Below are 25,145 nucleotides of genomic sequence, written 5' to 3'. Positions count from 1 at the left end.
ATTATCGTAAATGACATGCGACGAGATGCCCGTTCCTCACCTCTTTTTGAGGAGGCTGAACTTCCTTGCAGATCGCTTGCGCTTCCGGACATCTGGAATAAAACCGGCAGCCCTGCGGCGGATCTACCGGACTGGTCAAATCGCCTTTCAACAGGATTCGCTCCCGCTTGATTTCCGGGCTGGACGACGGGATCGCGCTGATCAAAGCCCGCGAATACGGATGCTGCGGATTTTGAAAAAACTCTTCCTTGTCGGCCAACTCGACGATTTGCCCCAGGTACATCACGGCGATCCGATTGGAGATATGCTTGACCACACTCAAATTGTGGGTGATAAACAGATAGGTAAGCCCGTACTTTTCCTGCAAATCCTGAAACAGATTCAACACCTGCGCCTGAACAGAGACGTCGAGTGCCGATACCGCTTCGTCCATTACCACCAGCTTGGGTCTGACAGCCAAGGCCCGGGCAATCCCGATGCGCTGGCGTTGACCGCCGGAGAATTGATGGGGGAAATGGTTCAGAAAATGCTTCCCCAAGCCCACCTCGTAGAGCAGCTCTTCCATGAACGCTTCCCGCTCTTTTTCGCCTACCACCTGATGCAGCTTGATCGCTTCACCGATGATGCTGCGAATCGTCAGCCTGGGATTGAGCGAGGCATAGGGGTCCTGAAACACGATTTGCATGTCTTTTCGCTTTTCTTTGAGCGCTGCTTTATTCAAGCGATACAAATCTTGCCCTTCCAGCAACACCTCTCCCTGCGTCGCTTCGATCAAGCGGAGGATTGCTCTGCCTGTTGTCGATTTCCCGCAACCCGATTCGCCTACGAGCCCCAGCACTTCTCCCCTGGGGATGGAAAAGCTGACGTTATCCACCGCTTTCAAATAGCTGTTCGTCTTCGAAAACAAGCCCTTTTTTACGGGGAACCATTTGACGAGATTTTTCACCTCGAGAATGTTATCTTTGTGCATCAGTAGGTTCCCTCCTTATCTGGGTGACGGTTCCCAACGTTCCGTGTATTTCCAGCAGCTGACCTGACTTCCTTGGTAGTCCAGCAGCGGCGGCGCATCCTCTTCGCATAGGGGCTGCTTTTCATCGCATCTCGTACAAAAGCGGCACCCTTTTGGCATCTGCTGCAGGGTAGGTACGACACCCTTGATGACCTCCAGGCGCTCCCTGGTCTGCTCCAGAGTAGGAATCGAATTCATCAGTCCACGCGAGTAGGGATGCAGCGGTTCGCGGAAAAATTGCTTGACCTCTGCGTACTCTACCACCTGGCCCGCGTACATGACCGCCACATGGTCCGCTGTCTCCGCAATGACGCCCAAATCGTGGGTAATCAGCAAAATAGACGTCTGCAGCCGATCCTTCAGATCGCCCATCAAATCGAGAATCTGCGCCTGCGTCGTCACATCCAAGGCTGTAGTCGGTTCATCTGCAATCAACAAATCGGGCTGACAGGCCAAGGCCATCGCAATCATCACCCGCTGCCTCATCCCGCCGGAGAGCTGATGAGGATAGTCGTTCACTCTCTTCTCCGGGGCTGGGATTCCCACCAGCCGCAGCATCTCAATCGTCTTCGCCCGCGCCGTTTTTTTGTCTGCCTTTTGGTGCAGTCGGAGCACCTCCATGATTTGTTCCCCCACCGAATAGACAGGGTTTAACGAGGTCATCGGTTCCTGAAAAATCATCGAGATTTCATTGCCGCGAATCGCGCGCATCTGATCTTCGCCAAGTGCCAGCAGATTCTTGCCTTTGAACAGGATCTCGCCGCTGACTGCCCTGCCCGGGGAAGGGATCAGATTCATGACCGATAGGGAGGTCAAGCTCTTGCCGCTCCCGGACTCCCCGACTACCCCCAATGTCTCCCCTTTTTTCAATGAGAGACTGACTTTGTCCAATGCAGGAAGAAATCCATCTTCCGTGTCAAAGCCCGTACTCAGCTCTTTTATTTCCAGCAACATTTCGCTCAAGCCTACTCACCTGCTTCCTTACAGCCTGATGATGCGGGGAGATCGCGTCAGCACCTGGCATCCATCTGCCGTCACCACGACCATATCTTCGATTCTCACGCCGCCCACGTTCGGCACATATACGCCCGGTTCCACTGTAAACAGCATCCCTGGTTCAATCCGGGCTTGGTTGTTCATCACCACACGCGGATATTCGTGAATATCCAGGCCCACTCCATGCCCGAGCCCACGCAAGCTATAGGACTCGAGATCAGCCGCCAAAAACACATCGCGGGCCAGTTTATCCACTTCGTGACACGTAGAGCCTGGCTTGATCCCCGCCACCGCTTCCTCCAACGCCTGATGCACGCAATCAAAGATTTTCTGCAACGGCGACTCCAGCTCGCCAACGATGATCGTGCGGGTGATATCCGATCGATACCCCTTCCAGGTAGCGCCAAAGTCAATGACGATCAAATCATTTTCCTGGATCGTCCGGTCTGAGGGCTTGGCATGAGGAAGGGCAGAATGGGTGCCCGATGCGACGATGGTATCGAACGCAAGAGCTTCACTGCCGAGCCTTCTCATGAGGATTTCCAGTTCAATGGCGATTTCGCGTTCGCTCACACCGGGCCGGATGCTTGGCAGAAGCTTTTCCAAAGCATCCTCGGCAATTTTCAGAGACGCTTGGATGCAAGCTATCTCGCTCTCTTCTTTGACGGAACGAAGCCCGATGCAGACATCCACGAAAGGCACCCACTTAACACTGCGATTTCCTTCGCGCAAGGCTGTGATCTGGAAGTCCGTGATCTCCTTGGACTCGTAGCCGATTGTGGCAGCCCCCAGTCTTCCGATCGCTTCTGCCAAGGTCGAAAACGGGTCCAGTCCGTGCACGATGATCTCCCAGTCCGGCGCCTCCTGCCTTGCTTGTTCCGAATAGCGTTGATCGGTGACGAGCACAGATTTCGTCGCCGTATTCAAGAGATAGCCGTTGCTCCCGGTAAACCCGGAAAAATAGGAAAGATTCTTGAGCGATTGGACGAAGAATGCGTCAATGCCCTTTTCCCGGATAAACTCGCGAATTTTTTCCAGTCTTTTCATATCCAATCTTCCTTCTGTGAAAAGGTAGTAGATCTCCCTCCCACACCCGATCGGGAGGGAGACTTTCCTGCTTACTGAGTGACAGCCCAATCCTGCGCATTGAACGTAGGGCCGCGGAAATCAGGATCAAAACCAACCAATCGCTTGTTGGCAACATAAGGGGCTTCCTGCTCATAGAGAGGAATCCAGATTTCGTCCTCAGCCAGCTTTTTGCCCACTTCCCAGAAGAGACCCTTCCGTTTTTCCATATCGACTTCGGCTACTTGCTGCTCCAAAAGCTGATCGACCTCGGGATCGGAATAGCTCACGAAATTGTAGCCGTTCGGCGGCATGTACTTGCTTCCGAAGTAGCTGCGATACTCATCCGGGTCGGCTTCTACACCAAAGCCGAGAATGTAGGCATGGTAGTCGTCAGCTGTTACCTTGCGCTGCGTGCCGTCTGCATTTTTCGGCAGCAGCTTGGTGACCAGAGTAGGGAAATCAAGCGCGCGCAGCTCCATATTCACGCCAATCTTCTCAAAATACTGTTTAATTAGAGCCGCCGTTTTTTCCCGTTCAGTTTTTCCGGTCGGCACTTCCAACGTAAACGTCAGCTCTTTGCCGCCCTTTTCATAGATGCCTTTTCCGTTCTTCGCATATCCCGCTTCCTGGAGCAGCGCTTCCGCTTTCGCTGGATCATACGGATACTGAGGCACATCCGGATTATGGGACCAGTGATTCATCGGGAAGACATCGAACGAAACCTTGCCGTATTCACCCAAAATCGAGCTTACAATCGATTGCTTGTCGATCGCGTAAGCCAAGGCCTGCCGCACTTTTTTGTCCTGGAAATGTTCATTCAGCGCATTGAATCCGATGTAGTACATGCTCAATTGATTGGCGACCTTCAGTTCTGCGTAATCAAGGGATTGGATGCTCGGGATCTCGGCGATCGGCACCGGGGCCACATCCACCTCACGATTAATGAAAGCGGCAAGCATGGTATTGGTATCGCCGAAGCGTGCGACGATTTTGTCGAGCTTGGGCGCTCCCTTGAAGTACTCTTTGTTGGCCTTCAGCTCAATGTACTGCCCCGATTCCCATTTGACGAACTGGAACGGACCGGTGCCCACTGGATTGCGGTTGAAGTCGTGCTTCGCCCACTCCTTCGGCGAGACGTCTTTCAAGAGATGCTCCGGCACGATCCCGATAAACAGTCCCGAGAGAAACGGCGCGAATTTTTCCGTTGTGGTAAAGGAAATCGTGTGATCATCGATGACTTTGATCCCCGTCACTTCCTGCGCTTTGCCCTCATGCACCTCTTCCGCTCCTACTACCGGAGACACCCGCCAGTAACCGCCTGCATCATACTCGGGCTTCGCCAGCGAAGAAAAGGTAAAGGCGACATCCTTCGCCGTGAAGGGGGTTCCATCATGCCACTTTACGTTCTTTTGCAGGTGAAAGGTATACGTTTTGCCGTCTTCGGACACATCCCACTTCTCAGCGAGGCTTCCGACCATTTTCAATTCCTTGTCCGGAATGACCAGGGAATCGAAAATCATGTGCGTGACAAACGTATCGGACGATGTGGCCCAGATATGAGGATTAAGATTGCCCGGCTCGCTTTCCGAAGCGATGGTCAGACTTCCGCCTTCTGTTGGCGCAGCAGTCTCAGTCGGACTGGAAGGAGTCTGCGGCTGTGTACTGGATGAGGAAGAGCAGCCGGTCACCACGGCCAAGGCAGCCGCAAGGAGAAGAGCTAGAAAAGATCCTTTTTTCACCTGAAATACCTCCTAATTTTTTGTCTTTGGATCAAGTGCATCGCGCAGACCGTCTCCGACCAGATTGATCGAGAGAATCGTCAGCAGAATGGCGATTCCCGGCGGAGCCCAAATCCACGGTTTAAATTGAAGCACCATGATCGACGTCGCATCCTGCAGCATGTTCCCCCAGCTCGGGATCGGCTGCTGTACGCCTACACCCAAAAAGCTCAAGGCTGATTCCGTCAGGATGGCTTCCGCCGTTTGCAGCGTCGCCTGAACCGTGATCGGTGCCATGATATTTGGCAATACGTGTTTAAACACGATCACCAGATTGTTTTGTCCCAGTGCCCGAACCGCTTCGACATACTCCATCTCCCGGATCCGCAGCACCTCTCCCCGCACCAGCCGCGTCATCGTCGTCCAGCTGACTAGACCGATAATGATCATGACGTTGTAGATGCTCGGTGTCAGCATGGTAGAGACCGAGATCACGAGGAAGAGAACCGGAAAACAGATCACGATATCGGTAATGCGCATGATGATCGCGTCCACCCATTTTCCGTAGTACCCCGCCAGCAAGCCGAGGAGAACGCCGATGCAGGTAGAGATGGCGACCGCCACCAGCGCGACGCTCAAGGAAATCCGCCCTCCATAGATCAGCCGGCTGACGATATCCCGTCCCAGACTGTCCGTCCCGAGCCAATGCTCCCCGGACGGAGGCGCCATTACATTCAGCATCCCTGCCTGATTTTTTACCGATGAGTAGGGATCATAGGGAGATATCAACGGTGCGAATACGGCGGCCAGTACGAGCAGACAGAGGATGACGGCCCCGACCATCGCCAATTTGTTCTTTTTGAATCGCTTCCAGGCTTCTGCGACGATGCTGTCTTTTTTCAGGGAAGAGAGGGGCTCGGGTACGGCAGGGTTGCTTGCAAGATCTGCATGTTGGCTCATTTTCATCTCCCCTTACGAATATCGAATCCGCGGATCAGCCCACGCGTAGGAAATATCCGCGATCAAGTTCCCAAGCAGCACCAGAATCGAGGTGAACAGATTCAAGGCCATAATCACCGGATACTCGCGTCCTACGATAGCGGAGATCCCCAAGCTCCCCATGCCCGGCCAGTTAAAAATATGCTCCGTGATATAGGCGCCGCCAAACAGGAACGGAATCGAAAGGCCAAAAATGGTGATAACGGGAATAAGTGCATTGCGCAGGGCGTGCTTGAAGATGACCACACGCTTGCTCAGACCTTTGGCATGTGCTGTCCGGATAAAATCCAGCGAGAAGACCTCCAGCAGGCTGGATCTGGTGAACCGCATGACGACGGCAACGGTGGGCAGCGCCAGAACCGCGGCCGGCAAAATAATGTGTCTGGCGTAATCGATGAACAAAGCAATCCCGGTCAAGTCTTTTCCGATCGTTTTCATACCCGAGGTTGGGAACCACCCCAGTTTCAGCGCAAAAAGGAATATCAGGCCCAAGCCGAAGAAAAACGAGGGGATCGAAATGCCCACCAGAGAAACGACCGTCAATACGTAATCAGGCGTTTTGTTGCGATGCAGAGCCGAATAGACGCCTAATGGAATCCCGATGACAAAGCTGAGCAAAAATGCCGTACAGGTAAGGAGAAGCGTCGCAGGTAATCGCTCCATAATCAATTGCGTCACTGGCTGTCCCGTCTTGATAGTGTAGCCGAGATTTCCTTGCAAAATTTCTTTGAGCCAGTTGAAATACTGGTAGATGACCGGCTTGTTGAAGCCCAGCTCTTCTTGCACCTTTTGCATCTCGCTCAGCGGGATTTTCGGGTTGATCATGGTTTGCATGGGATTCCCCGGCGCCAGTTGCATGATGAAAAAGGTAAGCAGCGTAATCCCGATAATGATGGGAACGGCCTGCAGCAGCCGACGAATGATATAGCTAGCCACGTAAAATCACCGCCTTCTTCTTTTTGTCTGTATTACTGCGCTGGAATCAGGATCAACTCATCTTGCCGTACGGAGAGATATTCGATGCCTGTTTCGGTGACAAGGACATTTTCCTCCACGATGAAAGTCGGCCCGTCTTCCGGCAAAATGGTAGGCTCCAGCGTGAATACCATGCCAGGCTCCACTAGCCCATATGGCGCATTCCCGTAACGCTCCCATCTCGGGCCGAGCAATGTCCCTCCGTCATGGACATCTCGACCGATCTGATGACCGGTAGCGTGCGTGATCTCCGGCATCCCTCTTTTCAGCAGCAGATTGCGGGCGACCAGATCCACTTCATAGCCCTGGACTCCCGGCTTCAGGGCATTGCCTGCTGCTGTGATCGCCGCGTGTGCTGCGTCAAATGCAGCCTGGATATGAGCGGGAGCCTTGGTTTCTCCCGGCTTGAGGAAGTACACCGTCCGTGCGATATCGGAGACATAACCGTCATAATCCACCGAAAAATCCATGATGAGCAAATCCCCGGGGGCGACGATGGCTTCTCCCGGCGGGCGGTGAGCGATCCGTTCTTTCATCACGATCGGCATGGACAAGGTGCGGTCTACGCCATTGACGACCTCCCGCTTCTCCAATTCCTTGACGAAAAGCTTCCCGATCTCGATTTCCGACATTCCTGCCCGCAACTGCGCAAAGACCGTATCGTAAATCTCCTGCGTGATGACGATCGCTTGCTTGATTCGATCGATCTCCAACGGCGTCTTGATGCTGCGCAGCTTTTCCAGGAACGATTCGGAAGAGACGAACTCGCCGGAAAAACAATCCTTCAACACTTCCCGCAGCCAGCGGTAGCGCCCGGTCGTCAATCCGTCCGCCAAATTTTCCTTGCGCGAGTAATTCAGCGCGATCTTTTTAGGCTGATGCTTTGTCACAAAGGCTTGAAGAGTTTCTCCCAGTTCCGTGGGGTATTTGAACACCTGATCAAACAGATTGGACTCCTCGATGTCCTGCGCATCAATGCCGCTGCACATCGCGTATTTTTTGCCGTCCTTACTGATGAGAAATGCCGCCGGCCCTACCGACTTCACGCCTGTGATCAATGGCAGACACGGGTCGCTCCCCTCGCTGGTCAGAATCAGCCACAGGTCGATGCTGTTGTCCTGCAAATAGCGTACAGCTTGGTCCATTTTTTGCTGGTTGATGACATATTTCATCTCCATTCCCCCCTTACGAATCCAAACAGATTTGTCGCAACGTTTCGGCAATCACCTTCGTGCCAAACAACAGGGAGCTGACTGGAATCGCTTCATTATGGTTGTGCACCTTTCGCAACACGTCAGCGAAGGGCAGCTGCGGCAAAAGCGGGGAAAAACCGTACACATCCGACCCTCTTGCACCCAAAAAGCGTCCGTCAGTTCTGCCCAGTGCGAGTATCGGAAGTAGCGTGGCTTCCGGATCATGCTCGCGCAATTGAGAGGCACATGCATTTACGAGCTCCGAGTCCTCCAAGCTGCTCTCAAAGCCTGGTTCAAAGCTGTCGATCTGATAGCTGATGCCGAACTGCGTGCACCATTCCTCAAGCAACGCTTCCACCTTCGCCTGGCTGACATGGGGCAAAAGGCGGAATTCGATCTGTGCCTGGGCTTTGTAGGCAATGACATTGATCCGCTCTCCCCCTGCCACGGCATTGACGGTGACGCTGTTGCGCAGCACATAGCGGCGCAAATCTTGCAAAGCGGCATCCATTTCAGCAGTCCCGAGAATATCCAAAAATCGCTTGCCCACTCCCACAATCTCTTCCGGGAACGAATAGGCGGTAATGTGCTCGATCGCTCTGGCCAGTTTTTCGATGGCCTGCTCCTCTGGAGGACAAGAAGCATGGCCGCCTTGCCCAGTGGCAAACAGCGTCGCCTTGCAAACGCCTTTTTCACCTGCCGTGATGAGCATGTAGTCTTTGTCGCCAGCCGTCACATAGAAGCCGCCGCCTTCGTTTATCACCCATCCGGAAGGAAACCACTCGGGATGGTGCCGGACGAGGTATTCCATACCTTTTCGGCTGCCCTGTTCTTCATCGGCTGTGGCGATCAGATAGACATCCCGGTTCAAAGCCTTGCCCTTGGAAGCCCGCTTCAACAGGATGAACGCCATCAGCTCCATCGTTACGAGATTTTTCGTATCCAGCGCTCCCCTTCCGTAGATCCAGCCGTCTTCTTCGACAGCGGCAAAAGGGGGATGAATCCACTGGTCCAGGCTTGCCGGCACCACATCCAAATGGCTGATCAGCAGCAGCGGGGGTTCTGGGCCGCCCTGTATTTTGGCGAGAAGATTGCCTCGTCCCGGCTCGCTTTCCACGATCTCGCTTTCTATTCCCTCAGCCCGAAGCACATCCGCGAGATAGCGCGCGCCTTCTGACTCATTTCCGGCAGGAGCCGATGTGTTGATTCGGATCAGCTCTTTGAAGTGCTGCACCGTTTCCCTTTCCAAATCGTTTGTCCACTCGATCGAAGACATGGCATCCTCCTATGATCCGCAAGCGATGGTGACCAGCTCCAGCTGCCTTTTGCTCAACACTTTCGCTCCCTGCTCGGTAATCAGTACGTTCTCCTCTACGAGAATGCAGGGCAGACCATCGTCTTGAATCACTGTAGGCTCGATGGCGTAAATCTCTCCCACCTGTACCGTCCCTTCGACAGCTGGTCTCGGCGGTGTGCGTCGCGGCCCCAGGATGGTCCCTCCGTCATGCGTTTCTCTGCCGACCTGATGTCCGGTGGAATGGCGAATGGTCGGGTAGCCAGCCGCTTCGATCACCTGGCGCGCTGCGGCATCGACCTCCCAGCCCTTCACGCCCGGACGGATGAATTGAATCGCTTCTGTAATCGCCTCAATGGCGGTGTCAAATGCTCGCTGGATCTCTTCCGGTGCCTTGGTCTCTCCTGGCTTTAGCAGATACACCGTCCTGGCGATATCCGATACGTAATCGTTGTACTTGAGCGAGAAATCGATGATCACAATATCTCCCGGAATCGTCTTGTGATCACCCGGCTTGCGGTGGGCCAGCCCATTCCGAACCGTACACACCAGCGGAGGATCATGCGGATTGCCCAAACCGTTCGAGAGGCCGCGCTTTTTCATCCCCTGCACGAACAGCTCGCCGATCTCGATTTCCGTCATGCCGCATTTGATTTGGGAGAATACTTCCTCGTAAATCTCGATGGTGTAATCCACCGCTTTTTGTATGCAGGCGATCTCTGCAGGAGATTTCACGCTGCGCAGCTCTTTTAGAATCGCTTCACTCGATACTTCCATTGCCTGCAAGCGCTCTTTGCCCACAAGCTCCTCCAGCCACAGGTACAAGCCAAGCGTCAAGCCGTCGCACAGATGATCGTGATGAGAAATATTGAGCGCCAGTTTTTGAGGGGACTGCTTTTCCAGCTCCTGCAAAAAGACTTCATCCAGGCTGGAGTAATAAGGAATTACCTCAGCGAACAATCCTGTTCCCTCGTAGTTTCCTTTATCGCTCACCGTGGCTATGACCTTATGCTGGCCATTGCGGTTGATAAAGATGGCTGCTGTATGAAACGAACGGATGCCAAACAGCAGCGGCATGCTTGGGTCTGAGCCTTCTCGCGTCAGCACGAGCCAGGAATCCACCCCCGCCTTTTCCAGCAGGGTTACGGCGTGATCCAACTTTTCTTTTGCGATCTGATAGGTTTGCTGTACCACCTGATTACTCCCCTCTCGTCATGTATTGGCCGATTGATTCGTATAAAACCCTGATTCCAAAAAGCAGCGAGTCCAGCGGGATGCGCTCATTTACCCCATGCACCAGCGGAAGCACCTTTTCAAACGTGACATCGGGAAGCATGGGAGAGAAGCCGAATACACGGGATCGATAGGGCAAAAGATGGCGACCGTCGCTGCTGCCAGTGGCGATGAACGGCACTACCTTGCTGCCCTCGAGCTGCGCCCGTACACGCTGATCAAACACCTCGAACAACGGGCTTTCAAAATCCGTTTCGTACCCTTGGGAAAAGCTCTCGATCTGCCAGGAAACGGGCAGGTCTTCTGCCAATTGGGCCAGCTTCTCCTCCACCATCTCTCTTGTCACCCCTGGCAGCAGGCGGCAATCTATACAGATGACGGCCTCTCCTTGTGGCTGTCGGGCCAGCCTGCCCCCCTTCCAGATGGTCGGCGCCATCGTATTTTCGGTCATGGCCCGCAAGACATTTGCCATGAAGGGGCTGACAAACAGCTGAAGAAGACGTAATTTTTCTGCAATCGGCGCTGAGATTGCCTCTTCTAGCCCACAGCTTTGCAGCAATTGGTCCAGGAGATAGACCGTGGTCTTCGGCGGTTCCGCCTCCCAGCGAAATTGCGTGATGCGCTGCACGAGCCGGGCTGCGGCATGCATGGGACGATTGTCCACGTAGTACGGCGTCGATTGACTGTTAGCCACGTGGAAGGTGATTTGGCAAATTCCCTTTTGCCCTGTTTCGCACAAGTAATGGGGAATATCATGGACCAGGATCGGAAAACCTCCCCCTTCGCTGATGACATGCTTGTTGCGAAAGATTTCGCCATGCGTCTTCAACAGTTCCAGGAGGCCATAGGTGCTGCCGCTTTCTTCGTCTGCTGTGGCGACGAGCAGAATGTCTTTTGCGAACGTGCGGTTCTCCCGCTTTAACAGGATGAGCGCCATCAGCTCCATGATGGTCAACTGCTTGGTGTCGATCGTTCCGCGTCCCCAGAGGACATCATCCACAATGGCGCCGGAAAAGGGCCCATGCTCCCAATCCTTTGCGTCAGCCCCGACCACATCCAGGTGAGAGAGCAGAATCAGAGAGCTGCTCGCTGGGGCTTCCAAGGCCTGCGCCACAGGCTGTTGGTAGGAGATAAGAAGATTGGCCCTCCCCTCTGCCGTTTCCTGGATCTCGGCATGCAGGCCGTTCTTGCGGGCGAGTTCTGCCAGATAACGAGCTGCTTCCAACTCATTGCCCGGGGGATTCGTCGTATCGATTTGGATCAGCTTCTGCAGGTAGCTGGCTGCTTCCGCTTTTATGAGGTTCCATTGGATGGACATGGAATCATTCCTTTGTTGGTGGTGGTGCTTGAGCCTGATTTTCATTTCGTTTCTCGAATGTTTGAATTTTTCACAATCTTACCACAAGGTGAAAAAAGGGATGGGTAAAATATTTTACATATATGAAAAGTCTTTTTAGGAGGCTTGTCCAAAAAATGGCAGTCTACTTTTCTTTCGTTAGAAAACCAAACTGCTCATGCAAAATATTCTTTCCTAACTCCCTGCTGTACCCAATAAATTGGTAATGATAATAACGAAGGAGGGATACATGGTGGATCAGGAAAAGGTAACGATCAAAATCAACGACAATGGTTCGATTCGCATTACCGGTCCTGTGGAATTAGTGGATGGAATCGGGGACAAGTATGAGGTAGGAGCATCGTTTTCACTCTGTCGCTGTGGTCAGTCCGAGAAAAAGCCTTTCTGTGATGGGACGCATAAGAAAATCGGGTTTGAGAGCTCGCCTCGGGCGAAATAGGCTTTTCGCGGATAATGGGGCAACATGTCATGGTAAAGGAGGGATTATGATGGTTCATTCAGAAGAGCCGAATAAACGAAGCGAAACAAACGAGAGCTTGCAAGAAAGCAGTGACTACGCTGAGGCTTTAGAGCAGTCCGGCACTGCCGAGGCAAGTGATGAATTTGGACCTGACATCGGCATTCCTTCGAATTACGAAGCGAATCAGGTTGGGCAAAAGAAGAGTATGTCCGGGTTTGCAGTCAGTAGAGATATTGGAAGGCTATAAATCCTCGATTTTCGAGGATTTTTTTTGTATGCGTTTGCTATGATTTACGCAGTTTGGCCTATTCGAGTATTTCCATCGCCCGGCTTCCTCCCTTACGTACATGAGCAGGTATTTCCACTTTCATGTGCAAATTTAAATCGTTACCAAACATGTAGTAGGTGATTCAAATGTCGAGAGTTCCACCGATTATGATCTTCTTCCTTAATTTCGTTACAGGTATACCTGCTGTTTTTGTATGTATCTTTTCGGGCTTGCTTATCTTTGGATTCGGGCCAATTACATTATCACACGTGAAGGAACCGCCGATGCTCCCTTATGAAACTCCGTCACAACCGATAGAGTCGCAACTAATGGGAATCTTGATTGTAATCTTGTACTGCTGTTTTATTATTTTGGGGAACAAGTGGCTGCTTTCTGACTCCCCGTATACATTTGAATATCGTTTGATTGCATACCTTGGTCTCTTCATCGGGATTTTTGTTGGTTTTAGCTTGGTTGGTTAGAATTTGCAAAAACCGAGTCTTTGTCTCTTTTTTGGGTACGGTTCATTTAGCAAGGCCGTTTGTCCAAGATATTGGATTTTTGCTAATTACATACAAATGTTGTAAAATGATCAAAAACTCAATGGTGGAAATCTAATGAAAAAATTTGAAAAATTTATTATTTATTTTTTTAGCTTTATTTTCTTTCCCGCAGGATTAATTATATGGCTCGTCTCCATGTTTAACCAAAACCAGGAATTTAAAAGTGTGGGACGAAAAGCCTTATATTTTGCTGCTGCCTCTCTTTGCCTCCAGCTTCTGATCGGTGTCCTTAATTTTATTGTGTACACCAATATTAAATTAGCCTAGTTTAGATTTGGCACCAGTGAAAAAAGAGAAAACCGTCAGGGCAAAAGCCCTGACGGTTATTCACGCTTCTTTGGGCAATACGATTCCACGGTAAAGCTGAACGGTGATGTAGTAGTAAATCGCATAGATCGCGAGGAAAATCAAGGTTGGCACCCAGATGTTCACGTAAGGGTCGAGCAGAATAAACGAAAACATCTGCATGCCTACCAGGACGTGAGTTAGACCTACCAAAGCCGGGAAGATGAAGACAAGGAACAGTTCCTTGTAAATGGAGCCAACCAATAGCGAATGACGCACGCCGATTTTTCTCAGCATACTGTACCGGTCTTTATCGCGTGTAGCGCCGGACAATATTTTGAACATCAGGCAGCTCGCCATCATTGCCAAAAAGGCGATTCCCAAAAAGAAGCCCATGAACATGGTGCCGCTTGTGAAGGCGTACACCGCTTCGTACGTGCTGTATTTGGTAGACAGATACACTTCTCGTTCTTCATCCTGATGCGCCGTTTTGATCCACTGTTCTTGCCGCTGATCCATGGCTTTTAGTTCTGGTTTGTATTTCAAATAATCATCTACTTGGGCAAGCAGCACCTGGTGTTCGCTTCCGGCAATTCCCTCATAGGTTGCCCGGTCCACGATTTGGACAGCTTTCCCTCTCAGCATATCATAGCTGATGATAATTTCGCTGGAAATGGCCTGATCCCATTCTGCCGGAACCGCCTCCAAGTTCGGATTCTCATCCGGACTCGCATACATGATGTACGCAGGATGAGGAAGCTGCTCTGTTACTCTTTTTGGCTTGTTCTCCGACGAATAGTTCTCGATGCTGTTGGTCGAGATCAATGGCGGATGGGCAAGCAGATCATCCTTTGCGAAGTAGTACCCTTTCTCGTCCATCTTGTAGCGGTACGTATTCTGCTCGATTACCGTCATTTTGTTCAATGCCTGATAATCCTCTTCTGCCGGATCATGCAGGGTAATGTCGTAGACGTGCTGCGCACTGGAAATCAGATCTACGTTCTGCTGGAAAGCCAATCCCCCTGCCATCGCCCCGACGCCCAGTGCAATCAGCATCGCGACCGTGCCGAGCACTTTGGTCAGGTTGTTCACTCGAAAACGCAGCTGGGCAAAGGTAAATGCATTTAATTGGCGATCGTTGAGCTCCTGATTATTCTTCAATGCCTGTACAAAAACAGGCAGCAGCGAGATAAAAATCAGGTATGTTCCGATCGTCGTGGCAAAAGCTCCAACGATCAACCCAAGCACCTGGAGGGCCAAGATCTCAATGAGTGCAAAATAGCCTACAGCGATTAGGAACACTCCGATTAAAGCAACGATAATAGCGCCGATTCTTCTGCGTTTGATTCTATCGTTTTGCTGCTCGGCTCGAATGAGATCCAGTTCAGTTGCCCGTGCCAAGCGGATGACGTTGATGGTAGAGGTGATCAGGAACAACACCAGGAAAAATCCCCAGGTCATCCAGATCGCCGGCACGTAAAAAGGGTGATACCCCTCTGGAGAAATCTCCAATAGACTCATCAGCAATTTGCCGATCCCGCTGGACAAGACGACGCCGACGACAGTTCCAATACATAGAGAAGCAATCCCCATCATCAGTGTTTCCCAGAACAGGATCTGGCTGATCTTCCCTTTTTTTGCCCCTAGCACCATGTACATGCCGAGCTCTTTGCGGCGCAGCGACAGCAGGAAGGAGTTGGCGTAGATAATATAGAACACGGTGATGAACGCAAGCAGAAATGCCCCAACGTTGAACACGATCTGAATGGATGAAATCACCGAGTTGCCTTTGGTGAAATCCGAATTGAGGGCAAGAGTTTGGAACATGTAGAAAATCGAGATGGAGATGACCAGGCCCACCAATAGAACCAGGTAATCCTTCATCATCTTTCTCATACTGGACAGTGATAGCTTGAAAAGCATAAAACGTACCTCCTAGTGCACATCTTGTGATGCACCCAGCTCGGCCAGTACATCCAGAATTTGTTTGAAAAAGGATTGACGGTCCCCAGTCCTTTGAAGCTCGCTATACAGCTTTCCGTCCTGAATGAACAGGATTCGCTTGCAATAGCTGGCGGAAAATGCGTCATGCGTGACCATCATAATGGTTACCTGGTGATTTTCGTTCAGGTCCGTCATCGTTTCGAGCAAGCTTTTGGCATTCTTGGAGTCCAACGCGCCAGTCGGCTCATCCGCCAGCAGAATGGCCGGATCATGCACCAACGCACGTGCAGCTGCGGCCCGTTGCTTTTGTCCCCCGGATATTTGCACCGGATACTTTTGCAAAATCTCATCGATCCCGAGTGTTTGTGCAACCTTGTTTACCTTGGTGCCGATCTCTTTGGAAGGTACACCCTGGAGAGATAGAGGCAGCGCGATGTTCTCATAAACCGTCAAGTTTTCCAGCAGGTTGAAGTCCTGAAAAATAAAGCCCAGCTTTTGCGAACGAAAATCTGCCAGTTGGTTCTGTTTCATCTGTGTAATGTTCGTTCCAGCGATTTCGATCAAGCCTTCCGTTGGACGATCCAGCGTGGAAATGACGTTTAGCAGGGTCGTTTTCCCCGAACCGGACGGTCCCATGATGCCGACGAACTCTCCTTTTCCGATCGTCAGCGATACGCCTTTCAAAGCATGCGACTGACTCTCCCCTTTTCTTCCGTATATTTTCTGAACGTTTTTTACATCTAGTACGGATGCACTCATTGATAATCCTCCATTTCATTTCGAAGCATTTGACTGTAGTTCTCGTAACGGCTCGTTATTACTGTAACGAAGTTCCAATTCAGTAGCCATTGATCTTCCTTACAGTTTGCTTTCGGTTTTGTAAGGAAAGAAAAATAGAAAAGCCATCAGGTGTAATCCTGACGGCTCGATATTACAATTACCGTTTTTTTCAAAAACAATAGGGGGTGCCGAATATGGGCTATACTTTCAAGAAGCTTACACACGATCTTTCCATTGGGCATGAAATTGAATTTATTTACGCAGATAGAAAGTTCTCTATTACCAATACTCCATCTGGATGGTGTTTGGCTGAATATTACAAGGATGAAATTCAAGTATATTCTTCTCACCTGGAGTTATTGCAGCATGGATCCATCGATGGCAAAGCACTTCGGAATATTTGGCCCCTTGTAGCTGTTGATGCCATTTTCTAGCTGTTACCTTACGCATAACCACCTTGCCGAGAATTCTCCCTAGTCAGATCACGAAGCCCTATTTCGCTTCGTTGCTGTTATCTGATGCAGCTTGTGAATTTTTATTGTGAACGGGACAATTGTCCATTGCTCGATTGCGAACCGTTGCATATGATACACAGACATGAATACAGGGAGTGATGACGGTGTATAAGGATAAAAGAGACTATCATTTTAAGAAAGCATCCGAATATCAAATGTTAGCTAAATTTTACGAGCATAAAGATCCTGCCAAACATATTTACTATTACAAAAAACATTTTTACCATGAAATGAAATTTGTTAAATACTCTGAGATGATGAAACACTCCCACGAGAGCTGTTCATAACTTTTACTCCCTACTAGGTGGGGAGTTTTTTTTATGCAGTTGAATTGAATGCTGCTATATCGTCTGTTACATTACTCTGGAGGTGATTGATTTGCGCGCAGCAACGACCTTCCAAGTGTTAAAAAATAAAGCCAAGAAATTAAAGTTAGAAGCATATGTCTTATACTTCGCCTATAAGGACTCCAGGGTTTCTTGGTATGCCAAGCTCTTCGCTATTCTCGTTGTTGCCTATGCTTTCAGCCCGATCGATTTCATCCCTGACTTTATCCCGATTCTGGGTTACCTAGATGACATTATTTTAGTTCCACTGGGTATTTGGGTCGCCCTGAAGCTTATACCGAACGAAGTGATACATGACTGCCGAGAAAAAGCTCAAGCACTTCTGGCGAAAGGTAAACCAAAGAACTGGATCATGGGTGCAATCTTCATTATCATTTGGATACTCCTGGGCGTATGGGTCAGTTGGTATCTCTATCAATGGCTTCTTGCATAATCCGACCTATTTGGGACTCGTATACCCACTTTCTTGTCCCGCTCCGATGTGATATGTTCTGACAAAGGAGTGGTTTTTGGTATGGAAAAGCCGGTATACAATAAATCTTTCTATTACACGGTGCCAGAAAGAAATGTCAGTTACATAAAAGACTCGCTAGACATTATGTACATCCCGTATTGGATCGAGCAATCTTCCGATACGTTGAAGCTCCAAGAAGGTGTATTTGCGTTTGTCTTCCCGGACGTACATGGACGTGTATACAACTACATCGTCGAGCTTTTTGACGGTCGTGGGCTACCCTACCCGGAGTAGCCCTTAGGTTTCCGCTCCCTGGAACAAATCAAAAAAACCTCACCGATCTAGATGAGGTCGAGGGAAGAAGTGAACTTCTATTTTCTTACGCGAACAACAGTCCCTTGATTAACTTCCAGCAGCTCGTCGACTTTTATTCTCACTAATGAATACGGTGAGCCTCCGCCCGTATATACAAAATCTAATTCGGTCACTTTTGGGTCAACTAAGAATAGCGAATTGTAACCGAAAGATGGAACCCCACCAGCTGGATAACCCGTTTTTTCCAAAACCTCTTTTTCTTCCGCCAATCGAGGTTTTTCTATCTGCAGTGCTTTCCCTACTCGTGATGTGCTAGCGCGGTCCTCCCCTTTCACGATGGCCACAATTAACCTTCCATTTCCGTCTATCATACAAATATTTTTCACAATTTCATGCACCGAGCCATTTACAGCTTCGGCAGCTTCTTCGACGGAATGACAAGACTTGTCCAGACTGAGATGTTCTGCTTTGATATTGTTCGAGGCTATATAATCTTTTAATTTCCATTCAAAGTTTTCCATTGTGCTCCCGCTTTCCCTTTGCTTATCTGCCTATGTAGGTTTAGTCAAAGAAACGAATTTGCTTTATCTGTGTGGTGAAACGGTCCTTTATCTTTCTCATCTTCCCTCTATGATCCGGCTGAAGAGTGATAGATAACTTCGAAGCGATTGTTTCTACGACATCTCCAACTTCCAAGTTATCCGTATCCAGATGATGTCGAAAAACTTCGTTCGATAATCCGTCTATACATCGATCAATCTGTCGCGCCGCCCAAGAATTTCTTCCTTCTCCTCTTGTGCGCAATCTTTTCAGCAAAACGTCCTTTGAAGCGCATAACGTGAAATGGTGAACAGCGACTCCTTCATTCCTTAGCTTGCCTACAATTTCACTGAAGTACTGAGGATGAACCAGGGTCATCGGTACAATAATGGTGCCGTTGTATTCACTGTTTATGTATTTCAACATCGAGTAATTCATCTCACGCCACATCGTATAATCTTGAAAATCACCTTTGGAAACTTCTTTTGGGATGTTCTTTCTGATAAAAAAGCCTGCATTTTCGGGGTCAAACACAAATGAATTTGGGAGTCTTCTGTTCTATTCAAACGATGTCTGCGTTTTCCCGGAACCAAACGCCCCATTTATCCAAATAATCACATAGTTCACCTCATAAGCATACAAGATCTTCCTATGATGAGAAGACGTTGCAAGGCTATAAATGTTTCGCAAAGGCTGCCCGATCATAAAATCTCGCTGCTATGCCTTAAGGAAAATTGGCGCCATTGATTATTAAATCTGGACGTCGTTCAGGCTGTTGTTCTTGTCAATCTTATTTACGTCTTTTTCGGTAGCATTACTAATCCTGTAATTGCATCCCAAAATGCAGCCCAATTACAAAGGAGCTAAAACATCAGCGTTATCTCGGTAACTTTGACTTCAAATTTTTGATAAAGTTCGTTACAACCCCAGTTATAACGAGCATTTACAAAAAACCACAAGAGATCAATTAGACTATGAAAAAAAATCTAAGCAAGCAAAGAAAGATAGAAATTTGCTGAAGGATAGGAATGGAAGGAGATCTGTTGTACCATATAAATAACGACTTCTTAAGGATAATCAGGGAGGAAAAAATGGCAGATGACAATGATATCGTAAAATGTGATCATTGTAATAAACATTTCTACTTATGGGAACTAGATAAATTAACCCCAAAACAGTGCTCCATTATCCGTGAAGAAGATCCTTTTTTTAGTATGCGAATATTGTACTGGCAAAATTCAAGCAATAGGAGAAGGTGTAGAGGAAGTAGAATATTGGAATGAATGGGTGACAAAGAAACGCTTAGCCAATGAGTAAACATAATGGGGCTGTCGAGAAAGTCGACAGCCTGAGCTTCTGGAAACCAGAAGCTTTTTTCTTTAGTTTTAGGTCAGAGACAAAAAACTGATGTTGCTGCCCTATTTAGGGCTTGCTGAACGAATAAAAAATTGAGAAACGACAAAGGTTTTGCTCCGTTTTCATCGAACTCATGTGCAAGGAAATCAACGATTTCCCTTTAAATTCCTTGCACATGGAGCGGATATGGATGTACATTGGAAAACCCGGAGTATGCCGATGTGCGCCACATCTTCGTTGGATAATTGTATACCGCCGCACTTTGCAAAAAATTCGGTCGTTTCGTCCGGCGCAAACCGGAGATCGCGCGCATCCAACCAGATCAGCCTATTTTCTGCTCGTAGTCTGGAAAGAGGAAGCGCTGGAGAATTTCGGCTTGCAAGATAGAGATGGACATGTAGTGGCAAACGTTCCAGCAGATAAGTGACGCCCTTCAAGATTGACGCTTCTTCGATATGATGAAAGTCATCCCAAACGAGCACCTTCGTTTGCGGAATGCGATGCAGCCCGTTGACGAGCGCAGCAATCAGCGACACACCCGATGGATCTTCCGCGGCATGACGAAGCACGTCCTGTTGGTCAAAAGACGGATACGCTTGTTTTAACGCTGCAATGGTATGTGCCCAGAAGCGCGTGCGATCATTATCCCCTTGATCAAGCGAGACCCAGGCGACGGGATTTTCCAGCGTCATCACCCATTCGCCGAGCAATGTCGTTTTGCCATACCCGGCTGGAGCTGTGATCAAAGTAAGCGTGCAATCCAACCCTTATGCAAACGCCGGGTGAGACGGGAACGCGCAACAAGCGAGCTTCGCGATCGAGGAATATGAAGTTTCGTGGCTATGATCATGGTTTGCCCCCTTCCCTTTGACTATAATCATCAGGAATGAACAACTTCCTTACCATTTTACAAAATCTTTTATTTTGGCGGGGCTATCCTTGGTTATACAACGTGGAAAAGTTATGTTGTTGACTATTCGAGCGATTTTTGTATAGTTACATATGTTCTTGATAACGATAAAAGGGATCCAAATCTTTGGTAGAATGGTGTTTGACTGAAACACATCACCCAAAGGGAGGAGCACCTTTCAGGTGAAGTCTGCCACTTCAGTCATCCTTCATATCTCCTGTTAAAGTTCTATCACAAGGATTGGCGGATCATAGTGGTAACAAACTGGGAAGAACCCGCAAAACTATTCATTCTACGTTTATATCATCGTCGTTGAAATGGATTTTAACATTTCAATCATTCTTTCAATAAAAATCGTAATGATAAAAGGACGATGATTCACGATACAAATCCATAATCCGTATCCAATAACAGATACAGCCCCAAAAACTGCTGCATCCCGATAAAGTCTCTTTCGAAGCAATCCCAACATCGGCAAACCTATCAAAGGCGCCAGCAGGATGTGAAGCATCAACATGTTCAATTCATCCTCCTTTTCGCTTCTCGAACGTGCGTTTGACCCATGTTGTCACTAGCAACAAAAAGGGGATCAGTAGAACAAAGAAACTGTCATATATGAATGTATATTTTTCATCCCATTCCTCGTTTTGGATCGGGTTTTCATAGATGGACAAGGCGGTCGCCGACAACAAAATCGTCAAACCCAGAAAATGAGGCCACCGGGTTTTTGGACGAAATACTTGACGCAGCGTTTCGGAAGCTCCGTAAACGAGTACCAACAGCTTGATAAAAATCAGAATCAGTAAAATAACGGAGATAATGGAATGGATGTTGACGATCACCTCTCCGATGGAAATTTCCTGCACGGTCGTATACACTGGAAAGGTAAGTTGTGACGCCCTCTCCACTCCTAATAAACCGATAATCATAAACAAGGTCATGCTAAGAGAAAGGGAAGCGGTCATCAACCCAAGCAAAAAGGGGCGTGTTGCCCCCTGTTTGACCAGCGGAAACAATATCGTGAGCGCAATAGTTTCCATATAGGGAAAGCCCAAAAAGGAATGGTATTGCAAAATGGCACCCAGGTCGGAATGGAAAGCTGGCTGAAGTCTTCCCCAATCCCAGTTCACCATTGCCAGCAACAGAACAAACCAGAACGGGAAGAACAAAAACGGAGTGATGATTTGATTTAATCGTCCGATGGCTTCCGTCCCCTGAGCGACCGTGTAAAAGGCGACAAGCAAAAACATGACGTGAAAAACGGTTTTCGGCGTCTCCGGCATGATGGTTCCATTTAAAAAATCGCTTAAATTTCGAAGAGCCCATCCAGCCAAAATACAGAAATAAAGAAAATACAGGACGGAAACAAGCGTTCCCAGAGAACGTCCCCAAGCTTCCAGCGGGATTTGCACCAGACTTTTGCCCGGGTAATATCGGAAAAGAAAAATCCAGAACAGACCGACGAGTATGCCAAAACTTCCTGCCCACAAGGGCATGAGCCAGGCATCCTGTCCCGCCTGTACGACCAGCCGCCCGATCAGCACGAAAAGGGTGGTTCCGAGGATATAATTGATTGTCAGCAGATAAAACTGGAATCGGGAAATCATTGGCTTCATCCTGTTCCTCCATAAGGTTGACTCATGCTTCCCGTTCGGAGCAGCCGGGTATTTGCACGAATCTCAATTTGCGCATTTTTCGCCGCTTGGTCGATATCCGGATGATTTGGCGTTTGTTTGCGCAACAAGTCGTTGATGCTTAACAGATCCCAGCCACGCTCCCTTATCATTTGATAGAAAGCAAGCGACTCGTCTGCTATGATCTGATTCAGTCTGTTTTCAAGTCTCTCCACCTCGTTCCGAGACTTCGGGACGAACTCGATTGTATAGGCAGTGGAAAGTTCGAGGTCCAAGCGGATCCGAACGACAGGTTGATCGGATTTCCAGAAGACCTCACGTTTTATGCGAACCAGTCTCAATTCCACGGATACCTGTTTTCCTTCCACCTGAAACTGTCGCACGTGGCGACCTCGATCGCCATTTAGCAAATGGTACCAGACCAGCTGCGTATCATTCAGTTTGCCCGCCATGCGATAATCACGGAAAACCGCCCCGCCTCGGATGATAAAGTTGTTTTGATTGGCGTCGATATCCGCCGACCTTTCCCCGCTGTTGGAAGAAGGTGCCTCTGTCATTCCGGTGATCAACGGTAATACGATCGTATCCAACTTTTCCATCCGTTCAATCACATCACTGACCTTGATCTGTTTTCCCACTAGGAGCGAATTCCGGATCAGCAGGTCGACCCTGGAATCGATTGTGTCAGACGGCACCCGCTCCAGGGGAGTTAATGTTCTCATGACCTGAGATAACGGTCCGTCGACGATCAGCATCGGGACCGACGAGCGGCCGTTGGGTTGCATTTCGATAAAGTTGACAATATCGCGCATGTCTTGTTTGGCGGCCCGCTGGGAAACGAGCAGCACCTTGCAGTGGGCCATAAATAACTTGCGCGGCAACATTTTGTAAATCGTAGATTTGATTTCTCCAAAAGACGATCCACTGATTTCGTAAGTGTATACAGGGGCTTGTTCGCCTCCCGACGTACCTTTGGCGGAAGTGCCGCTGAGCGGGTTGATGATCTGGTAATACACGGTTATTTTGTCGCTCTCCGGGTCGCTGTCCACCCCCACCATACTGACCAGCGCCAGTTCGTTCATCTCCGTCCTGTCCCAGCAAGCCGTAAGCAGGGCGGTAAACATCATCAGGATGAACAGACCCGCTGCATACCGGTTGGTCATGTTTGTTCCTCCAGATTACCTTTTTCTCTTCATATTCCGAATATATCCGGGCAGACCGTTCGGATCCAGCCAGGGCCGGGGCAGCCGCACCAACACATCTTTCCAATCGGTTCCTATGGACGGGGAAGCGGGAGTGAAGTAAGGAACGCCAAATGACTTAAGCGACACCAGATGGGCAACCAGAAACAGGGCACCGCATAAAATGCCAAAAAGGCCCATAAAGCCGGCCAACAGCACGAACGAAAAGCGAAGCAGGCGTTGTGACATGCCAAAGCTGTAAACCGGAACGACAAAATTGGTGATGCCGGTTATGGCTACGACAATGACAATCGCGGCGGAAATGAGACCGGCTTCCACCGCCGCCTGCCCCAGTACAATCGCCCCCACGATCGAAAGCGCCTGTCCGACCGCCCGCGGCATACGCAGCCCCGCTTCCCGGATAATTTCAAACACGACTTCCATTAACAACACTTCGAAGATGGCGGGGAAGGGAACCCCTTCCCGCTGGGCGGACAAACTGATCAGAAGTCGGGTCGGGATCAGTTCCTGATGGAACGTCGTGGCCGCGACATACAAGGAAGGGACGAACACGGCCGTAAAAAAGGAAATCAACCGAATCCAGCGAATAAACGTGGCGATGTCCGCCCGCTGATAATAATCTTCAGGAGAACTGAAAAACTCGAAAAACGTCATGGGGGCAAGCAGGACGTTGGGCGTTCCGTCCACCATTACGGCCACTTTACCATCCAGCAACTGGGCAGCTACCATATCAGGGCGCTCGGTGTTGGTAAGCGTCGGAAAAGGAGACCAAATCCGGTCCTGGATGAATTCCTCCACATAAGCGCTTTCCAGCACACTGTCCGTCCGGATGGCTGACAATCTGCCGCGCACTTCCCGGACCAGCGATTCCGGGGCGAGGTTCTCCATGTACACCATAAGCAAAGTCGTCCCGGTTTGATTGCCGATGTTCATTTTATCAAACCGGAGGAATGGGTTGCGGATTCTTTTGCGGACAAGCCCCACATTGGTCAGAATGCTTTCCGTAAAGCCTTCGTGCGGCCCGCGAATGGTCGATTCCGACTTCGGTTCTTCAATGGAGCGTTGTTTGGATTCGGTCACATTGATGAGACAAACGCGCTCCCTTGAAAAATCGGTTAGTGCGCAATGGCCTGCCAGGAGAGCTTTTACGGCATGTTCCCGCAACTGTTCATATGGATCGGAAAAGGAAAATTCGCGCAAAAAACCGCTTTCGGCGGAAAGAGGCGCTTCCCCTTCGGAAAACGTATTTTCCGTGAACGATTTCAAAATATATTCGTCAATCGTTTTTTTATTGACCATCGATTCCAGATATACGCACTGCACGGTTTGTTCCCCTTGGACAAACAAGGATCGGCAGACCAAGTCCGGGGGTAACCCGAGGGCTGATTGAATGTCTCCGAAAAAATCATTCTTGATCGATTGATTTTGTTTTTTTCTTGCCATCGACGAACCTCCAGATTCTCACATCTCATCATTATCATTGTTTCCTATTGGGTGGATTCTTATTCCATTGGCAGTTATGCTGTTGCAAATTATCGTGAGGTGAAATCAAGCTTCAGGTTACGACATTACTAAGTTATTCGATCAGTGAGAATGTCTAGTATATGACCGCAACTGCTGCAGTCTTCTTGAACATACTTCCCGTACTTGCTGGCATGAAGGAAGAAGCAGGCTATTATAGATTCGCTCGCAGCATTCGCCAAAGTTGGATGATCTAACGTAAATACGAC

23 protein-coding genes and 1 pseudogene are annotated in these 25,145 nt (G+C 49.4%); 5 read left to right on the top strand and 19 right to left on the bottom strand.

The features are described from left to right. Nucleotide 1: 1 nt before the first annotated feature. The 10 genes from EDM58_RS08005 to EDM58_RS07960 all read right to left on the bottom strand — a co-directional run bounded on the left by EDM58_RS08005 (nucleotide 2) and on the right by EDM58_RS07960 (nucleotide 11,803). Nucleotides 2-970: an ABC transporter ATP-binding protein gene (locus tag EDM58_RS08005; protein ID WP_031305943.1), complete on the bottom strand. Its 969-nt coding sequence runs from the start codon at nucleotides 968-970 to the stop codon at nucleotides 2-4. 15 nt (nucleotides 971-985) lie between these two features. Then, a complete protein-coding gene (locus tag EDM58_RS08000) occupies nucleotides 986-1,963 on the bottom strand; it encodes an ABC transporter ATP-binding protein (protein WP_183187456.1) in 978 nt (325 codons plus the stop codon). A 27-nt stretch (nucleotides 1,964-1,990) separates the two neighbouring features. Continuing rightward, nucleotides 1,991-3,052 carry a M24 family metallopeptidase gene (locus tag EDM58_RS07995; RefSeq protein ID WP_122912872.1) on the bottom strand — a complete coding sequence of 354 codons (1,062 nt, stop codon included), beginning with the start codon at nucleotides 3,050-3,052 and terminating at the stop codon, nucleotides 1,991-1,993. 71 nt (nucleotides 3,053-3,123) lie between these two features. Then, a complete protein-coding gene (locus tag EDM58_RS07990) occupies nucleotides 3,124-4,812 on the bottom strand; it encodes a peptide-binding protein (protein ID WP_122912871.1) in 1,689 nt (562 codons plus the stop codon). 12 nt (nucleotides 4,813-4,824) lie between these two features. After that, nucleotides 4,825-5,751, bottom strand: coding sequence for an oligopeptide ABC transporter permease (gene opp4C, locus EDM58_RS07985; protein ID WP_023557585.1), 927 nt, complete (start codon nucleotides 5,749-5,751; stop codon nucleotides 4,825-4,827). A 12-nt stretch (nucleotides 5,752-5,763) separates the two neighbouring features. Next, nucleotides 5,764-6,726 carry an ABC transporter permease gene (locus tag EDM58_RS07980; RefSeq protein WP_122912870.1) on the bottom strand — a complete coding sequence of 321 codons (963 nt, stop codon included), beginning with the start codon at nucleotides 6,724-6,726 and terminating at the stop codon, nucleotides 5,764-5,766. 32 nt (nucleotides 6,727-6,758) lie between these two features. Then, on the bottom strand, nucleotides 6,759-7,937 hold the full coding sequence (locus EDM58_RS07975; RefSeq protein ID WP_122912869.1) for a M24 family metallopeptidase: 1,179 nt from the start codon (nucleotides 7,935-7,937) through the stop codon (nucleotides 6,759-6,761). Between the two features lie 13 nt (nucleotides 7,938-7,950). Next, nucleotides 7,951-9,234: a M20/M25/M40 family metallo-hydrolase gene (locus EDM58_RS07970; RefSeq protein ID WP_122912868.1), complete on the bottom strand. Its 1,284-nt coding sequence runs from the start codon at nucleotides 9,232-9,234 to the stop codon at nucleotides 7,951-7,953. Between the two features lie 9 nt (nucleotides 9,235-9,243). After that, nucleotides 9,244-10,446: a M24 family metallopeptidase gene (locus EDM58_RS07965; RefSeq protein WP_122912867.1), complete on the bottom strand. Its 1,203-nt coding sequence runs from the start codon at nucleotides 10,444-10,446 to the stop codon at nucleotides 9,244-9,246. A 4-nt stretch (nucleotides 10,447-10,450) separates the two neighbouring features. Beyond that, nucleotides 10,451-11,803, bottom strand: a complete 1,353-nt coding sequence (locus EDM58_RS07960) for a M20/M25/M40 family metallo-hydrolase (RefSeq protein ID WP_183187449.1) — start codon at nucleotides 11,801-11,803, stop codon at nucleotides 10,451-10,453. 334 nt (nucleotides 11,804-12,137) lie between these two features. Here EDM58_RS07960 and EDM58_RS07955 point away from each other — a divergent pair, with 334 nt between their 5' ends. Continuing rightward, on the top strand, nucleotides 12,138-12,281 hold the full coding sequence (locus EDM58_RS07955; protein ID WP_425455609.1) for a CDGSH iron-sulfur domain-containing protein: 144 nt from the start codon (nucleotides 12,138-12,140) through the stop codon (nucleotides 12,279-12,281). Nucleotides 12,282-12,330: 49 nt separating this feature from the next. Beyond that, entirely contained in the window at nucleotides 12,331-12,549 is a 219-nt protein-coding gene (locus EDM58_RS07950) for a hypothetical protein (RefSeq protein WP_122912865.1), read from the top strand. Between the two features lie 911 nt (nucleotides 12,550-13,460). Here the strand turns inward: EDM58_RS07950 and EDM58_RS07935 are convergent. Together EDM58_RS07935 and EDM58_RS07930 are read right to left on the bottom strand one after the other, a co-directional pair. Further along, the gene (locus EDM58_RS07935; RefSeq protein ID WP_122912862.1) at nucleotides 13,461-15,341 is read right to left on the bottom strand and encodes an FtsX-like permease family protein; all 1,881 of its coding nucleotides are present in this window, start codon (nucleotides 15,339-15,341) and stop codon (nucleotides 13,461-13,463) included. 12 nt (nucleotides 15,342-15,353) lie between these two features. Beyond that, the gene (locus EDM58_RS07930) at nucleotides 15,354-16,121 is read right to left on the bottom strand and encodes an ABC transporter ATP-binding protein (RefSeq protein WP_122912861.1); all 768 of its coding nucleotides are present in this window, start codon (nucleotides 16,119-16,121) and stop codon (nucleotides 15,354-15,356) included. A 215-nt stretch (nucleotides 16,122-16,336) separates the two neighbouring features. Between EDM58_RS07930 and EDM58_RS07925 the strand changes: the two genes are divergently transcribed. From EDM58_RS07925 to EDM58_RS07910, 3 genes are all read left to right on the top strand, one after another. After that, nucleotides 16,337-16,576: a hypothetical protein gene (locus tag EDM58_RS07925; protein ID WP_122912860.1), complete on the top strand. Its 240-nt coding sequence runs from the start codon at nucleotides 16,337-16,339 to the stop codon at nucleotides 16,574-16,576. Nucleotides 16,577-17,035: 459 nt separating this feature from the next. Continuing rightward, complete coding sequence (locus EDM58_RS07915; RefSeq protein WP_122912858.1) at nucleotides 17,036-17,437, top strand: YkvA family protein; 402 nt, start codon at nucleotides 17,036-17,038, stop codon at nucleotides 17,435-17,437. 81 nt (nucleotides 17,438-17,518) lie between these two features. After that, on the top strand, nucleotides 17,519-17,752 hold the full coding sequence (locus EDM58_RS07910) for a hypothetical protein (protein ID WP_122912857.1): 234 nt from the start codon (nucleotides 17,519-17,521) through the stop codon (nucleotides 17,750-17,752). A 77-nt stretch (nucleotides 17,753-17,829) separates the two neighbouring features. Here the strand turns inward: EDM58_RS07910 and EDM58_RS07905 are convergent, their stop codons facing one another. The 7 genes and pseudogenes from EDM58_RS07905 to EDM58_RS07875 form a co-directional block, all read right to left on the bottom strand. Beyond that, nucleotides 17,830-18,294, bottom strand: a complete 465-nt coding sequence (locus EDM58_RS07905; protein ID WP_122912856.1) for an aminoacyl-tRNA deacylase — start codon at nucleotides 18,292-18,294, stop codon at nucleotides 17,830-17,832. A 40-nt stretch (nucleotides 18,295-18,334) separates the two neighbouring features. Beyond that, a pseudogene (locus tag EDM58_RS07900) lies at nucleotides 18,335-18,931 on the bottom strand (AAA family ATPase). 884 nt (nucleotides 18,932-19,815) lie between these two features. After that, entirely contained in the window at nucleotides 19,816-20,415 is a 600-nt protein-coding gene (locus EDM58_RS07895) for an AAA family ATPase (protein ID WP_246000570.1), read from the bottom strand. A gap of 462 nt (nucleotides 20,416-20,877) precedes the next feature. Continuing rightward, on the bottom strand, nucleotides 20,878-21,096 hold the full coding sequence (locus EDM58_RS07890) for a hypothetical protein (RefSeq protein WP_007130946.1): 219 nt from the start codon (nucleotides 21,094-21,096) through the stop codon (nucleotides 20,878-20,880). A gap of 7 nt (nucleotides 21,097-21,103) precedes the next feature. After that, nucleotides 21,104-22,195, bottom strand: a complete 1,092-nt coding sequence (locus EDM58_RS07885) for a GerAB/ArcD/ProY family transporter (protein ID WP_036623439.1) — start codon at nucleotides 22,193-22,195, stop codon at nucleotides 21,104-21,106. Continuing rightward, complete coding sequence (locus tag EDM58_RS07880; protein ID WP_122912855.1) at nucleotides 22,192-23,376, bottom strand: Ger(x)C family spore germination protein; 1,185 nt, start codon at nucleotides 23,374-23,376, stop codon at nucleotides 22,192-22,194. Before EDM58_RS07880 ends, EDM58_RS07885 begins: the two co-directional genes overlap by 4 nt. Before the next feature lie 15 nt (nucleotides 23,377-23,391). Next, a complete protein-coding gene (locus tag EDM58_RS07875) occupies nucleotides 23,392-24,858 on the bottom strand; it encodes a spore germination protein (protein ID WP_122912854.1) in 1,467 nt (488 codons plus the stop codon). Nucleotides 24,859-25,145: the final 287 nt, after the last annotated feature.

This window comes from Brevibacillus panacihumi (assembly GCF_003710985.1).
Classification (GTDB): domain Bacteria; phylum Bacillota; class Bacilli; order Brevibacillales; family Brevibacillaceae; genus Brevibacillus; species Brevibacillus panacihumi.
The sequence above is the reverse complement of the archived record's forward strand: the minus strand, read 5'-3'. Positions and strand labels throughout refer to the sequence as shown.